General features: G+C 65.9%; 14 protein-coding genes. 6 read left to right on the top strand and 8 right to left on the bottom strand.

All coding sequences use genetic code 11. The annotated features are described in order from the left end of the window. The 7 genes from G3O00_RS31875 to G3O00_RS31845 all read right to left on the bottom strand — a co-directional run. Positions 1-1,636: type II and III secretion system protein family protein (locus G3O00_RS31875; RefSeq protein ID WP_206145363.1), on the bottom strand; the 1,636-nt coding region annotated here is incomplete at its 3' end. A gap of 99 nt (positions 1,637-1,735) precedes the next feature. Continuing rightward, on the bottom strand, positions 1,736-2,575 hold the full coding sequence (gene cpaB / locus G3O00_RS31870) for a Flp pilus assembly protein CpaB (protein WP_174929326.1): 840 nt from the start codon (positions 2,573-2,575) through the stop codon (positions 1,736-1,738). A gap of 35 nt (positions 2,576-2,610) precedes the next feature. After that, positions 2,611-4,011 carry an ATP-binding protein gene (locus tag G3O00_RS31865; protein ID WP_206145362.1) on the bottom strand — a complete coding sequence of 467 codons (1,401 nt, stop codon included), beginning with the start codon at positions 4,009-4,011 and terminating at the stop codon, positions 2,611-2,613. A 32-nt stretch (positions 4,012-4,043) separates the two neighbouring features. Further along, a complete protein-coding gene (locus G3O00_RS31860; RefSeq protein ID WP_174929324.1) occupies positions 4,044-4,586 on the bottom strand; it encodes a prepilin peptidase in 543 nt (180 codons plus the stop codon). A gap of 45 nt (positions 4,587-4,631) precedes the next feature. Further along, complete coding sequence (locus G3O00_RS31855) at positions 4,632-4,838, bottom strand: Flp family type IVb pilin (RefSeq protein WP_011349892.1); 207 nt, start codon at positions 4,836-4,838, stop codon at positions 4,632-4,634. Between the two features lie 82 nt (positions 4,839-4,920). Beyond that, on the bottom strand, positions 4,921-5,112 hold the full coding sequence (locus G3O00_RS31850; protein ID WP_011349893.1) for a Flp family type IVb pilin: 192 nt from the start codon (positions 5,110-5,112) through the stop codon (positions 4,921-4,923). A gap of 140 nt (positions 5,113-5,252) precedes the next feature. After that, positions 5,253-5,444: a Flp family type IVb pilin gene (locus G3O00_RS31845; RefSeq protein WP_174929322.1), complete on the bottom strand. Its 192-nt coding sequence runs from the start codon at positions 5,442-5,444 to the stop codon at positions 5,253-5,255. A gap of 1,063 nt (positions 5,445-6,507) precedes the next feature. Here G3O00_RS31845 and G3O00_RS31840 point away from each other — a divergent pair. The 6 genes from G3O00_RS31840 to G3O00_RS43565 all read left to right on the top strand — a co-directional run bounded on the left by G3O00_RS31840 (position 6,508) and on the right by G3O00_RS43565 (position 12,356). Continuing rightward, complete coding sequence (locus G3O00_RS31840; RefSeq protein ID WP_206145361.1) at positions 6,508-7,746, top strand: glycosyltransferase family 87 protein; 1,239 nt, start codon at positions 6,508-6,510, stop codon at positions 7,744-7,746. After that, complete coding sequence (locus G3O00_RS31835; protein ID WP_206145360.1) at positions 7,743-9,122, top strand: glycosyltransferase family 87 protein; 1,380 nt, start codon at positions 7,743-7,745, stop codon at positions 9,120-9,122. Before G3O00_RS31840 ends, G3O00_RS31835 begins: the two co-directional genes overlap by 4 nt. A gap of 24 nt (positions 9,123-9,146) precedes the next feature. Then, on the top strand, positions 9,147-10,193 hold the full coding sequence (locus G3O00_RS31830) for a glycosyltransferase family 2 protein (protein ID WP_174929318.1): 1,047 nt from the start codon (positions 9,147-9,149) through the stop codon (positions 10,191-10,193). 15 nt (positions 10,194-10,208) lie between these two features. Continuing rightward, positions 10,209-10,592, top strand: a complete 384-nt coding sequence (locus G3O00_RS31825) for a GtrA family protein (RefSeq protein WP_174929365.1) — start codon at positions 10,209-10,211, stop codon at positions 10,590-10,592. A 304-nt stretch (positions 10,593-10,896) separates the two neighbouring features. Further along, on the top strand, positions 10,897-11,400 hold the full coding sequence (locus G3O00_RS31820) for an inclusion body family protein (RefSeq protein WP_011349899.1): 504 nt from the start codon (positions 10,897-10,899) through the stop codon (positions 11,398-11,400). A gap of 65 nt (positions 11,401-11,465) precedes the next feature. After that, positions 11,466-12,356, top strand: coding sequence for an AidA/PixA family protein (locus tag G3O00_RS43565; RefSeq protein ID WP_241025429.1), 891 nt, complete (start codon positions 11,466-11,468; stop codon positions 12,354-12,356). Between the two features lie 154 nt (positions 12,357-12,510). On the opposite strand, the gene G3O00_RS31810 is transcribed toward G3O00_RS43565, so the two are convergent. Then, entirely contained in the window at positions 12,511-13,386 is an 876-nt protein-coding gene (locus G3O00_RS31810) for a LysR family transcriptional regulator (protein WP_206145359.1), read from the bottom strand. Positions 13,387-13,709 lie beyond the last annotated feature (323 nt).

The following is a 13,709-nucleotide window of genomic DNA, read 5'->3' as shown; positions in this document are numbered from 1 at the left end:
CTTCCGATTGCGGAGCCGGAGCCGGGACCGGGGCCGGTGCCTGGGCCGGGTTCTGCGGTGCAGCTGCCGCGCCGTTCGCCGGTTGTGCACCCGGCTTGCGGACGCCACCGCGGCCTTCCATGTTGCCCGTCGCGTACACGTCGACTTCGTTCGGCTTCGAGAAGCTGTCGGTCGGCAGCGGCACGTCGGCGGTCTGCAGCGGCTTCACCAGGTGCGGCGTGATCACGAAGATCAGCTCGGTGCGGTCCTGCTGGAACGATGTACTGCGGAGCAGCGCGCCGAGCACGGGAATTTCGCCGACACCCGGGAGCGCCTTCAGTGCGCCGGTCCCGTTGTCCTTGATCAGCCCGCCGATCGCGAACGTTTCGCCGTCGCCCATCTGGACCGTCGTCGACGCGCGCCGCGTCGTGATCAGCGGCAGGATCGACGTGCCGCCGATGTTGGTCGCGCTCAGCGTGACGCCCGTTTGCGACAGCTCCGACACTTCCGGCGCGACCTTCAGGCTGATCCGGCCGTTGCTCAGCACGGTCGGCGTGAACTTCAGCGCGACGCCGAACTCCTCTTCCTGCAGCGTGATCGACGACGTGCCGTTGCCGCTGCTTTGCGGGATCGGGATGAAGATCTTGCCGCCGGCGAGGAACGTCGCTTCCTGGCCGCTGATCGTCACGAGATTCGGCTCCGCGAGGATCTTGACCAGGTTGTCGGTGTTCTGCGCATCGGCCGCGAGGTTGAACGGCTTGTTGTTCGCCTTGCTGAAGGCGATCCCGGTTGCGACGCCCGCGAGCAGGTTGCTGACCAGCGCGCCGCTCCACGAACCGAACCCGCCCTGGATGTTGAGCGCGCTGCCCATCTGGTTGATCAGCGTCTTCGACACCTCGGCCACCTTCACCTCGAGCATCACCTGCTGCGGCGAAGTCACGTTCAGCATGTTGAGCACCCCGCCGCCGGCCTTGCCGCCGCCCGCCGGATCGCCCGCGCTGTCGCCGTACGCACGGGCGATCTGCATGGCCTGTTGTGCAGCCATCGAGCTCGACACGGTACCAGCCAGCACGATCGTGCCGGCGGCGGTCGACACATGGATGTCGCGCTCGTTCGGCATCAGCTGCATCAGCGACGCCTGCAGGCCGCCGGCATCCGCGCCGACCGCGACGTCGATCACACGGCATGCACCGCTCCTGCCCTGCACGATCATGTTGGTCGTGCCGACTGAGAGCCCGAGGATGTACAGCGTCTGCGGCGACACCATCGTGGCCTGCGCGACGGCCGGATTGCCGATCGTCCGGTTACGGACCGGTTCCGGCATCGGCACCAGCAGCGACTTGCCGAGCGGCACGCTGACGCTGGTCGATTCGCGCACGGCGCCGACGCAGTTCGGTCCGCGCAGCGGCCCCGCCGATGCGGCGGGCGCGGCGGCCGCCACCGGCGCCATGCTGATCGTCATCTGCATCGGCCCCTTGCCGACCGCGGTCGGCGCGCTGGCGCCGCCCTTCGTCAGCACCGCCGACTCGACGCCTTCCTGCGCGAGTGCGCCATAAACGGTCAGCCATCCCGAACAGAGGATCGCGGCCATCATCGTGCCCCGTGCCACGCGCGTGCGCAGCGGGCCGGTACCTGTGCATTGCGGTTTGATCTTCATTTCGTCTGATCCCCCGAGAGACCGGCGCCGTGCCGGTTATCGACTTCCAGGGCCACCGCGCGTTGCCGGCGGCCGTTTATGTGGCTGCAATGAATGGATTCAGAAACACTCGACGCTGCCCTTCACGCCCGTCAGCACGCCGACGCAGTCGCGCCGTACTTCCGGCGCCGCGTGCGAGGCCACGTGCACACGTACCGTCTTCACACGGACCGGTGCGGGCGGCGCTTCGGGTGCGGGCTCCTTGCCGAGCAGCGTCAGCTTGGTCGCGCCGTCGGTGTTCAGCGTCTTCTGGTCGACCTGGTTGCGCAGCACGAGCGACAGCGTGCCGACGCTGCGTGCGAGGTCGAGCCGTTCGGCCTGGTCGGGCGTGACTTCCAGCGTGACCGCGTTGACGACCTTCGGCGCGGTGTCGTCGCGGCTCACTTGCTGCGCGACGGCGAGCACGAGGATGTGCTCGAGCACGATCTTCGAGATGCTCTGCCCGTCGGTCTTGCCCTGTTGTTCCTGCGTGTTGACGATGACGTCGACGTAGTTGCCCGGCAGCGCGAAGCCCGCGACGCCGACCACGTCGTTCACGCGCACCGTGATCGCGCGGCTGCCGTCGGCGATGACCGCGGACAGCCCGCCCTTCGTGCCGACCGGCGCGAGCTTCGACTCGATCACCGGCTCGCCGCGTGCGAGGCTGGTGCGCACGACGCGCCCTTCGAGCCCCTTCGTATCGGTGAACGCGCCGGTGGGCACGCTGCCCGACGGCCAGCTGACCATGTGGATCTGGTTCGGCCCGAGCGGTTCGCCCAGGTTCAGGTCGGTGTTGGCCACCGCGACCGGCGTGACCGAACTCGTGGATGTCTGCACCAGCCAGTGGGACGCGAACACGACCGCGGCAAGACCCGCGACCATCGCGACGACCAGCATCATGACCGCTCGACTGTTTTTCATGGCAATGCTCCTCGACGAATCGTGAAAGAAACGGCTCAACCGGTAACGAACGTACGGCCACCGCGCTCGACGGGCGGCAGATGGCTGCCGTCACGTTCGGGTGCCGCGCCGAAATAACTCGCCCACGCGTCGTACAGTGCGTCGTGCGTCACCTCGGGCGGATCGCCGCGATAGCGCGCGCCGGCGGCCACGAGACGCAGCAGGTCCGCCGGGAAGCAGGCGAGAAACGCCTTGCCGGTCGGCAGGTGCAGCCGATGCAGCAGGTAGTCGAATGCATCGCTCGCCGATACGAGTCCCAGCGATGCGCAGGCCGCGTTGTACACGGCGCGGTAGTCGTCGATCGACATCGCACCGACGTGAAGCTTCGAACCGAGGCGGCGCAGGAACGCGTCGTCGCCAAGCTGGTCCGGCGACAGGTTGCTCGAGAACACCGGCCACACGTCGAACGGCATCACGAAGCGGTTGCCGGATTCGAGCGTCAGGAAATCGACGCCGCGATCGAGCGGGCGCAGCCAGCGATTGAGCAGGTCGCGCGGCTCGACGCGCTGGCGGCCGAGATCGTCGACGACGTACATGCCCATGTTCGCCTTCATGTGCGGCGGCGCCTGGTAGAAGCCGGCGGCTTCGTCGCGGCGCAGGTCGAGCTCGTCGAGCGTCAGTTCGCCGCCCGACATCACGACCGGCCGTTTGCACAGACGCCAGCGGCGATCGACCGAGTGGCCGCCGGAGTGCACTTCCGCGTCGACGTGGACGAGCGGGTCGTACATCTGGATCACTTCGCCGGCAGCGTAGATCGCGTGCGGCACCGGCACGCGGCCGTGCATCAGCGAGCCGAGCCGCTCGGCGAGGAAGGTCTTGCCGCTGCCGGCCGGACCGTAGATCAGCAGCGGACGGCCCGCGTTCAGCGCGGCAGCCGCTGCATCGAGCACCGACGTGTCGATGACGATGCCTTCGAATGCCGTCCACACTTCGTCCTGGCTGATGTGCAGCTTGCGCACCGAATGCGTGTTCAGGCACGCGAGATAGGCGTCGAGTGTCACCGGCGCGGGCCCGCTGTAGCCGCTGCGTGACCGTTCCTCCTGCGCGAGCACGCGGCCCGCGTCGGTCAGGCGGAACGTCACGTCGAGATCGGTCGCGCCGCGATGGGTGAGCTCGACGAGATGCTCGCGCACCAGGAAGGCGAAGACGTCGTCGAGCACCGCGAGCGGCAGGCAGTGCCGTTCGACCAGGTCGCCGTACGACGGGCGCCCGAGCATCAGCGTCGACTTCAGCACGAGGCCGGCAACGAACGTCATGCTCAACCCGGTTTCCTCGAGCGTGCGCGGCGCCACCGGCAACTGCGCGCCCAGCTTCGTATGCACTTCCCGCGACGGCAACGGATCGGGCAGCCGTGCCACCTGTGCGTCGCGTCTCGGTTCGGTGTGGTTCGTGTTCATGATCGTTCCGTCCTCGTTGCGGGTGCATCGCGCTATGCGCACGACACGAACAGCATGCCCAGCGTGCCGGCCGCGATCGCCACGCCGTATGGCAGCGTGCCGACCGATGCGATTTCGACGGGGCTGCCGGCGGCCTCGTCGCTCGCGCCTTGCGAGCGCCGCCGCGCGATCAATGCGCGCACGTTCGCCCACATCTGGCGCATCCGCCCGCGCAGCAGCGTGTAGGCGATGGCGCCGATCCCGCCGGCCAGGAAGGTGGCCAGCACGATGTAAAACGTCATTTCCGCACCGACCCACGCGCCGATCGCGAGCATCAGCTTCACGTCGCCGGCCGCCATGCCGCGCAACAGGTAGAACGGCAACAGCAGGGCGAAGCCGGTCGCGGCACCGGCGAGCCATCCGAGTACGCCGGCCAGGACGCCATGCAACATGCACTGGGAAACCAGCGCGCCGGCCAGGCCGAGCAGCACGAGGCGGTTCGGAATGCGGCGGGTCGCGATGTCCGTGCTGGCCGCGGCGACCGCGAGCAGCGTCACGCACAACGGGACCGGATAAGGCGGCGCAACAGGTAGCATGGCGAACCTCGCAGTCGAATCGGTGGAGTCGGTGGAATCGGTGGGTCAGGAAACCATTGCCAGCGCGGTGGCCACCGCGGCCGTCACGGCCGTTGCGATCACCTCGTATACATCGGCAAGCGAGCCTTTCAGCGTGACGACCGTGCCCAGCACCGCGACGGCGAACATCGCGCCGAGCAATGCATATTCGATCGACGTCACGCCCTGCTCGTCGCTGATCCAGCGACGTACGACACGCATCGTGGCTTGCATGATGGTCTCCGGTTCCCGGTTGGTCAGATGGCCGGGGACGGCTCGAGCGCTGCACCGGCCGAGCCGTCCGCGGCACGATCCATCAGATGCCTGCTACCGCCGAATCCAGGTCGGCCGCGATCGTGCTGAACACGGTCTTGAGGTCCTTCCCGATGGTCGACAGCGCGAGGATGATGCCGACTGCGATCAGTGCGGCGATCAGGCCGTATTCGATGGCGGTGACACCATCTTCGTCACGAACGAAACGGCTGGCTTGTTGAATGAACTTGGACATGATGATCTCCTTGCGTGTTGAATTTCATGGTCCTCGCGTGCCGGCTGGTCGGATGACCGTGCATCGATACGTCGAGGAATGCTGTTAATGCCGTGTGGTGCCGACGAACGATTCGGTCGAGCCGCTCGTCGTACCGTCCATCAGATTCCTGCTACCGCCGAGTCCAGATCTGCGGCGATCGTGCTGAACACGGTCTTCAGATCCGTACCGATCGTCGTCAACGCGACGACGATGCCGATCGCGATCAGCGCAGCGATCAGGCCGTATTCAATGGCCGTCACGCCGTCCTGATCCTGGACGAACCATGCGATCCTTTCGATGAGTCTTGACATGAACCTTCTCCTTTCGGACTGCTACAAGATTCCCTTCGTCGATCAGGACGTCGGGGGTGGGCACCACCGGCACTACGCGAAAAATCGGAACGCGACGCTCAGCTGCGGGAGCGGGGATACACACCCCTGTCCGCGCGAACGAGTATCAGTGACGCAGAGAGCGAAAGAGGCGTGTACGGTGCGACCGGCCGGATGAACCGGACGATCCGATCGACCGGAACGGCACGACGGCCGTTCGACGCATGGAATCCTGTTGAACGGGAAATAAACTCCCGGCAAATCTGCAATGTGTCTTTAACGCGGTTTGCGAGCCGCAATGTGCTGTGGTCTTTCATTTTTATTCCCCATATGCTGCCATGCCGATTTCTTATTGCCCTGACGATACCGGGTCTCGTTGGTCAGTCGACGAAGTCTTGCTCGGTTAATCGACCTGGAGCTGCGTGTTCCCCGACGCGCTCCGGCCTTCCTTTCCGCAGGTGATTCCGAAGCTGGTTCCGTCTGTCTTTTGCTGGAACCGCCCGGTCGTCACCTCGTCGACTGCCGTGCCAACGCTTACGCAAAGAGCAGGCCACCCCGGACGAAATCCAGGCGTATCAAGGGTTTCGGCGATGCATACGGTTCCCGTTCGGCGGCACGGCACCGAAAATGTTTCAAAGTTGATATATGTTTTCCCGCAAGCGTTGTAAGCCGGAACGCCCGCAGCCGCGCTGCGACAAGGAGCAAAAATTTCTGCTCGGGATTTTCCCGAACGCGCGAAGCCGGTCGCGTTTTACCGGATCGGCGGGACGCCCAGCCGGTCGAAATGACGGAATGTTTCAATGCAGAAACATAAAATCCGTCCGTGTGGATTTCTCATACCAGAAAATCCCGTTTTCACGCCCCTCACCAGTCAAACTAAATCCCGGCTTTCAGCGGTTGATTTGCAACCCGCGATTTTTTCTTCAACAATGAACTCACCGGACAACGCCATTTCAGAGCGATTCGATCCGCAGGCACGACGCACGACACACAACATGAAACGGCTGCGATTGACCCAAGCAGCCTCTACTACAGACGGGGAATCATGTACACAGCCAACCGTGAAATGCGCGGGCGTGCAATTCGCCGCGTTCAATGGCTGACAGCCGACCGGATCATTCCGTACAGCTGCATCATGCTGATGCTCTTCGTCGCGTTGCTGGTGACCTGGGGCATCGTGACGAACGGCTTCACGTCGAACGCCATCGCCCTCCCCGCCGTCGATTTCTCGGTCTTCTGGACCGCATCGCACCTGGTGTTGCAAGGCCATGCCGCATCGGTCTACGACGCCTCTTCATTCCTGCAGGCCGAGTTCGCGCACTTCGGTGCGTATCTGCAGCACCGGCCGCTTCCCTGGCTCTATCCGCCGACGATGTTGCTGTTCATCGCTCCGGTTGCCCTTGTGCCTTTCCTGCCCGCATATTTCCTCTTTTTCGCGGGCAGTCTTTTATGCTACGCGTTCGCCGTCTCGCGGTTGTCGGGATTGCGCGCGCATCTTCCCGTGCCGCGCGCCGCGGCGCTCGTCGTGGTCGCGTATTCCGCCGTGTGCATGGCCGCGCTGTTCGGCCAGAACAGCATCCTGACCGCCGGCGTCGCCGCGCTCGCGCTGCATCTGCTCGGCAAGCGCCCGGTCGTCGCCGGCGTGCTGATCGGGCTGCTCGCGATCAAGCCGCAGCTGGCCGTGGTGTTCCCGGTCGTGCTGATCGCGGCACGTGCGTGGCGCACGTTCGCGGCGGCCGCGATCACCGCGGCGCTGTTCGCGGCCGCCGGCATCGCGCTGGCCGGCCCCGGTTCGCTGCACGGGTTGAGTCAGGCACTGTCGACGGTGCGCAGCCAGCATTTCATGCTCCCGTCGTACTGGCTCGCGTCGCCGACACCGTTCGCCGCGTTGCGGCTCGCGGGCATGCCGGTGGCCACCGCGCTGGCCGCGCAAGCGGCGATCGCGCTGCTCGCACTCGCCGCGGCCGTCGACGTGTGGCGCCGCACGCGCGACATGCGCCTGCGCGGCGCGGTGCTGGCCGTCGCCACGCTGCTGACGACGCCGTACCTGTGGAACTACGAACTGACGTGGCTCGGCATCGCGATCTTCTGCCTGATCGCGCACGGCCTCGACGAAGGCTGGCTGCCTGGCGACCAGGGCATCATCGTGCTTGCGTGGCTGCTGCCGATCTTCGAGATGTTCAACCGGCTGATGAAGCTGCCGCAGATCGGGCCGCTCATTCTGCTCGCGGTGCTGTTCGTCGTCGTGCGCCGCTCCGCACTCGAGCCCCGGAGCGCACGATGAGATCGTCACCTTTTGCGCACCACGCGCACCCGGACGCCGGCGTGCATCCGGAACTCCCGATCGCGGGCCCGCGCCGTTACCCGCACTGGCTCAATCGCGAACGCGTGCGCCTCTATGCGGGTGCCGCTCTGGCGACCGAGCTGCTGTTCATCTGCATCTACGTGATCCGTGTGTTCCTGTCGCACAACGGCGCACTTGAACCGCTGTCGCAGGATTTCTCGCCGATCTGGAGCGCGGCGTGGCTCGCCGCGCACGGGCATGCGGCCGACGCATGGCATTTTCCCGCGCTGTTCGCGGTCCAGAAGCTCGCGATCCCGACGATGACGCTCGCGGACGGCACGCTGCCGTGGCTCTATCCGCCGTCCATGCTGCTGCTCGTGCTGCCGCTCGGCTGGCTGCCGTACACGCTGGCGCTCGTGCTGTGGCTCGGGCTCACGTATGTGCTGTTCGCGGCGACGATCCGCGCGATCGTGCAGCGCGATGCCGCATGGCTGTGCGCGCTCGCGTTCCCCGGCGCGTTCGTCACGGTGATCGTCGGACAGACCAGCCTCTTCACCGCATTGCTCGCCGGTGCCGGCCTGCTCGCACTGAACCGCCGCCCCGTGTACGCAGGAATCTGCTTCGGGTTGCTGACGATGAAGCCGCAGCTCGCGGTGCTGTTCCCGCTCGCGCTGCTGTGCGCGGGCCAATGGCGCGCACTGGCCGCATGGGCCGCGACGATCGCGTGCAGCGTCGCGCTCGCGACACTCGCGTTCGGGTTCGGCCCGTGGCTCACGTTCGCGCATGTGATCGCCCACGTCTACGCAATCGTCGGTACCGGCCACGCCAAGCTCGCGCGCATGCCGTCTGTGTTCGCGCTCGCGACGATGGCCGGCTGGCCCGCGATCGTCGCGAACGGCCTCCAGCTGCTGTCGGTCGCGACCGCGGCCGTCGCCGTCGTCTACGCGTGGCGCGGCGCGTGTGCCTACGCGCTGCGCGCCGCGACCCTCGCCTGCGCGTGCCTGCTCGTCAGCCCGTATCTGTACGACTACGACCTCACCTGGTACGGCATCGTGATCGCGTGGTACGCGCGCTATGCGTGGACCCACGGCTGGCGGCGCTTCGATCGCGAATGGCTGATGCTGCTGTGGCTGGCGCCGCTCGCGGGCCTCGCGGTCGTGCCGCATCTGTCGTTCCAGTTCATGCCGCTCGTCACGCTGGCGTCGCTCGGGCTGCTCGTCAGCCGGATCGCACAGGAAAGACACGACGTGCCGTCGATGCCCGACGCACGCGACAACTCGACCGACACCGGCTTCGTGCATCCGGTCCGGTCGCACCACCGCCCGGCGTACGAAATGCGCCGCACCGGCCGACCGACCATCGGCGCGCATCGGTGAAACGACATCACAAGGGGAATCATCATGCGGGAACCACCCTACTCACCGCTCATCTCGCTGGTCGTGCCGTTCTATAACGAAGGCGAGGCTGTCGAGCACTTCTTCGACGTCGTGATTCCGCTGATGACGTCCATCGACGCGATCCGTTTCGAGATCGTCTGCGTGAACGACGGCAGCCGCGACGACACGCTCGAGCGGCTGATCCGGATCAGCACCGGCGAACGGCGCGTGCGCGTGATCGATCTCACCCGCAACTTCGGCAAGGAAGCCGCGCTGACGGCCGGCCTCGACGAAGCCCTCGGCGACGCGGTGATCCCGCTCGACGCCGACCTGCAGGATCCGCCGAGCCTGATTCCGGTGATGATCGAGCACTGGCGCGACGGCGCGGAAGTCGTCGCCGCGAAGCGCAGCAACCGTGCGTGCGATTCGTTCGCGAAACGCACGGCGGCCGAGATCTACTATCGCGTGCACAACCTGCTGTCGGACGTGAAACTGCCGGAGAACGTCGGCGATTTCCGGCTGATGGACCGCAAGGTCGTGAACGCGCTGCGCAACCTGCCCGAGCGGCATCGCTTCATGAAGGGGCTGTTCGCGTGGGTCGGCTACCGGACCGTGATCGTCGAATACCAGCGCGATGCGCGCAGTGCCGGGCACTCGAAGTTCTCCGGCTGGAAGCTGTGGAATTTCGCGCTGGAAGGCATCACCAGCTTCAGCACCGTGCCGCTGCGCAGCTGGACCTACATCGGCGTCGGCATCGCCGCGCTCGCGTTCCTGTACGGCGCGTTCATCATCTTCCGCACACTGCTGTTCGGCAATCCGGTGCTCGGCTACGCGTCACTGATCTCGGTCACGCTGTTCATCGGCGGGATCGAGCTCATCGGGATCGGGGTCGTCGGCGAATACATCGGGCGGATCTACGACGAGTCGAAGCAACGGCCCGTCTACCTGATCCGCCGCCGCTACCAGGCGCACAGCAAGGTGATCGAACTGCCGGTCGCGCGCGATGCGCGCCGCCAGATCGCCCGCCGGCGCGTGCAGGCGACCCGTGCACGGGTCGGCGGCGCCCGCTGAACCGCGATGATGGCCATGATCAGCCTGCTCTATGGCGAGCGCACGCGGCTCGTGCGCTTCGGTGTGTCCGGGCTCGGCTCGACCGCGATCCACACGCTGGTCGCGGCAGCGCTGTTCGCGCAGTTCGATGCGACGCTGGTGACAGCGAACGCGCTCGCCTTCCTCTGCGCGACCGCGTTCTCGTATCTCGCGAACACGCTGTGGAGCTTCTCGTCGACGGTGCGCACGCGCAACGCGGTGCGCTTTCTCGCGGTCACGCTGGCCGGCTTCGTCGAGACGATGCTGCTCGCGCGGGCGGCCGAAGCGCTCGACGTGTCTCGCGGGATGAGCATCGTCGCAATCGCGCTGCTGGTTCCGCCGACCACGTTCGTGCTGCACCGGCTGTGGACCTACCGGTAAGCGATCCTTCCCCCGCGCCGCCGCGCCCGAGAATAATCGGCCATTCAATTAACAGATTCAATGTCGTTATATTTACGTAACGCATCGAACCGATTGATTCAGATTTTAAAATTACTCTCTGAAATAATATTAAATACCCTGTTTACTTTTACAGCTTCCGGAATTAACCGAACGGGATAACCTGCATTCGCCATCTCGACTGTACGTGCCTTTATTGGCACAAAGCCTTGCAGGACAAGGCGATGGCGACCGCACGAAGAAATTCGCGCAACAATAAGTCCCATTCATTCAAACGGGAGCTTCTATGTCACGCGTCACCGATGTGCTCGTCTCTTTCGACACCGAAACCATTCTCAAAAAATATCCGAATCCCAGCAAGAATCCGGCCGCACCGACGCTGATCGATTGGCGCTATGTGTATATGGTGACCAACCAGGACAACGTCATCTCCGGGCAGGCGGGCGGCGAACTCGACCTGAAGGCGCAGGTCGGCGACCTGATCCGCTGGCGTGAAACGAGCCTGTCGCTGGGCTTCGAGAACCAGGTGGTGTTCTACAAGTTCGTCGGCAACGTCGGCAACGAACTGATTTCGACGCCGACGCCGCGCGTCGCGGAAGCGTCCATCCCGGTGCCGAACACGAGCAAGCCCGAGGTGCCGACCTGCCAGAAGGTCGCGAATTACTACTGGTCGTCGGAATGCCTGAAGGTCGGCCGCGTGACCTACCACTTCCAGTTCCAGATCATCGATCGCAACTGCCAGAGCCAGGGCTGCTTCTCCTGGGATCCGTTCATCTCGATCCATAACTGATCGCAGCAGGCGGGCGGCCGCACGGCGGCTGCCCGCATCATCCACTAGTTGCGGAGGAAGCGCTCATGTCTGGTCTTCGTTGCGATGTGCTGGTGATCGTCGACGCCGTCACGCTGCTGTCGGCCTACCCCGAGGCGAGCCGGGACCCCGCCGCACCGACCGTGATCGACGGCCGGCACCTCTATGTGGTGAGCCCCGGCGACGCCACGCAGCTCGGCCACAACGACAGCCGCCTCTTTGCCGGCCTGTCGCCGGGCGACCAGTTGCACCTGCGCGAAACCGCGCTGGCCCTGCGCGCCGAGGTGAGCGTGCTGTTCATCCGGTTCGCGTTGAAGGATGCGGGCATCGTCGCGCCGATCGAACTCGAAGTACGCGATGCGGCCACCGCCGTGCCGGATGCCGACGACCTGCTGCATCCGTCGTGCCGGCCGATGAAGGATCACTACTGGCGCAGCGACGTGCTCGCCGCGGGCGCGACCACGTGTACGGCCGATTTCGCCGTGTGCGACCGCGACGGCACCGTATCCGGCTATTTCCGCTGGGAAACGTCGATCGAGATCGCCGGGAGCCAACCGGACACGAAGCAGCCCGGTTTCAAGCCGTCGTCGGATCGTAACGGCAACTTCTCGCTGCCGCCGAATACCGCGTTCAAGGCAATCTTCTACGCGAATGCCGCCGACCGGCAGGACCTTAAGCTCTTCATCGACGATGCGCCGGAACCGGCCGCATCGTTCGTCGGCAATAGCGAAGACGGCGTCAGGTTGTTCACGTTGAATTCGAAAGGCGGCAAGATCCGCATCGAGGCCTCGGCCAACGGCAGGCAATCCGCGACCGATGCGCGCCTCGCGCCGCTGTCCGCGGGCGACACCGTCTGGCTCGGCTGGCTCGGCGCAGAGGACGGCGCCGATGCCGACTACAACGACGGGATCGTGATTCTGCAGTGGCCGATCACGTAAGCGTTACTGCAAGCGGCACGCGGCAGCCGCGGCGGATTGTTCGGCGACCGGTCGATCGCTTCGATGTCGAAACGCCGGCGCACCGAGCCGCTGCCGTTCGCGATCAGCGCGTTGATCGCGACGGTCGGCGAATCGGCGCCACACGCGCGGTGCGCTAACCCGCGAGCAACGCCCCCGCCTGCCGGCCGAGCACCGCGCGCAATGCGTCGAGCTCGGGCAGCGCGGGCGCTTCTTCAGGCGTGACGAGATAGGTCGTCACGCTGTCGAGATCGTCGAACGCGTGCGCCCGCAGTTCCTTGCGCGCCACGTGCTCGGTCGTGATCCGCTTCGGCAGGATCGCGACGCCCATGCCGGCTGCCACGCAGCCGAGGATCGCGCCGAACGTGCCGAACGACGCCACCGACTCGATCGCGATGCCGCGCGCCCTCAGCCAGTGCTCCGCGACCGCGCGATACGGGCAGCCGTCGTGAAACGCGAGCAGCCGCACCGGGTTGTCGGCCAGCACCTGCCGCCGCGTGAGCGCGGCCGCGCTCACCAGCACCATCTCTTCGGCGAACGCCGGCTCGTAGCGCAAGCCGGGCCGGACGACCGCGCGCGCCGTGAGCGCCGCGTCGATCCGGCCACGCAGCAGCGCGTCGGCCAGATCCGGCTCGCTGCCGATCTGCACGACGAGGCCGAGCGCCGGATCGCGCGCCTTCAACGCGGCGGCAAGCGCCGGCAGCCGCGTGGCCGCCGTGCTTTCCATCGAGCCGAGCCGGAAGCTGCGCGCGACCGGCGTCTCGCGCACCACCTGCGTCGCTTCGTCGACGAGGCGCAGGATGTGGTCGCAATACGGAATCAGCCGGCGCCCGGCATCGTTCAGCACCAGCCGCTTGCCATGCCGGTCGAACAGCGGCGCGTCGAGCGACTCCTCGAGCTGGCGCAGCCGCGCGGTGACGTTCGACTGCGTGCAGCCGAGCCGTTCGGCCGCGCGCAGCGCGCTGCCTTCCTGAACGACGGCCCGGAAGGTTTCGAGCAGAGGGATGTTCATATCACTTTCTCTTGTTACTGATTCATCTTATATCATTTTACTTCGCCAATGATCCGGATTAGTCTGGCGAATATCCCGTGCCGGCCCGCCCCTTTCGAGGAAACCGCATGCCATCCGCTGTCCGCCCCGGCTTCACCACCGTTCACCACCGGCCCGAGGTGCTCCCGTGCGCGCGCTGATTGCCGCGCTGGTGCGGCGCGGCCCGACCGTGCTTGCGTGCGGCGTCGGCCTCGGGCTGCTGGTGCCGCCGCTCGCCGATCTCGCGCGGCCGCTGATGCCCGTCACCGTGTTCCTGTTCGTGCTCGGCACGCTGCTGCGCGTCA

Origin of the sequence: Burkholderia sp. Ac-20384 (genome assembly GCF_017104605.1) — a bacterium.
GTDB classification, from domain to species: Bacteria; Pseudomonadota; Gammaproteobacteria; order Burkholderiales; family Burkholderiaceae; genus Burkholderia; species Burkholderia lata.
This window is presented reverse-complemented; position numbering and strand designations above follow the sequence as displayed.

Coding starts and splice junctions, on each gene's coding strand:
- cpaB (WP_174929326.1), bottom strand. CDS start 2,575: ATGAAAAACAGTCGAGCGGTCATGATGCTGGTCGTCGCGATGGTCGCG.
- G3O00_RS31865 (WP_206145362.1), bottom strand. CDS start 4,011: ATGAACACGAACCACACCGAACCGAGACGCGACGCACAGGTGGCACGG.
- G3O00_RS31860 (WP_174929324.1), bottom strand. CDS start 4,586: ATGCTACCTGTTGCGCCGCCTTATCCGGTCCCGTTGTGCGTGACGCTG.
- G3O00_RS31855 (WP_011349892.1), bottom strand. CDS start 4,838: ATGCAAGCCACGATGCGTGTCGTACGTCGCTGGATCAGCGACGAGCAG.
- G3O00_RS31850 (WP_011349893.1), bottom strand. CDS start 5,112: ATGTCCAAGTTCATTCAACAAGCCAGCCGTTTCGTTCGTGACGAAGAT.
- G3O00_RS31845 (WP_174929322.1), bottom strand. CDS start 5,444: ATGTCAAGACTCATCGAAAGGATCGCATGGTTCGTCCAGGATCAGGAC.
- G3O00_RS31840 (WP_206145361.1), top strand. CDS start 6,508: ATGTACACAGCCAACCGTGAAATGCGCGGGCGTGCAATTCGCCGCGTT.
- G3O00_RS31835 (WP_206145360.1), top strand. CDS start 7,743: ATGAGATCGTCACCTTTTGCGCACCACGCGCACCCGGACGCCGGCGTG.
- G3O00_RS31830 (WP_174929318.1), top strand. CDS start 9,147: ATGCGGGAACCACCCTACTCACCGCTCATCTCGCTGGTCGTGCCGTTC.
- G3O00_RS31825 (WP_174929365.1), top strand. CDS start 10,209: ATGATCAGCCTGCTCTATGGCGAGCGCACGCGGCTCGTGCGCTTCGGT.
- G3O00_RS31820 (WP_011349899.1), top strand. CDS start 10,897: ATGTCACGCGTCACCGATGTGCTCGTCTCTTTCGACACCGAAACCATT.
- G3O00_RS43565 (WP_241025429.1), top strand. CDS start 11,466: ATGTCTGGTCTTCGTTGCGATGTGCTGGTGATCGTCGACGCCGTCACG.
- G3O00_RS31810 (WP_206145359.1), bottom strand. CDS start 13,386: ATGAACATCCCTCTGCTCGAAACCTTCCGGGCCGTCGTTCAGGAAGGC.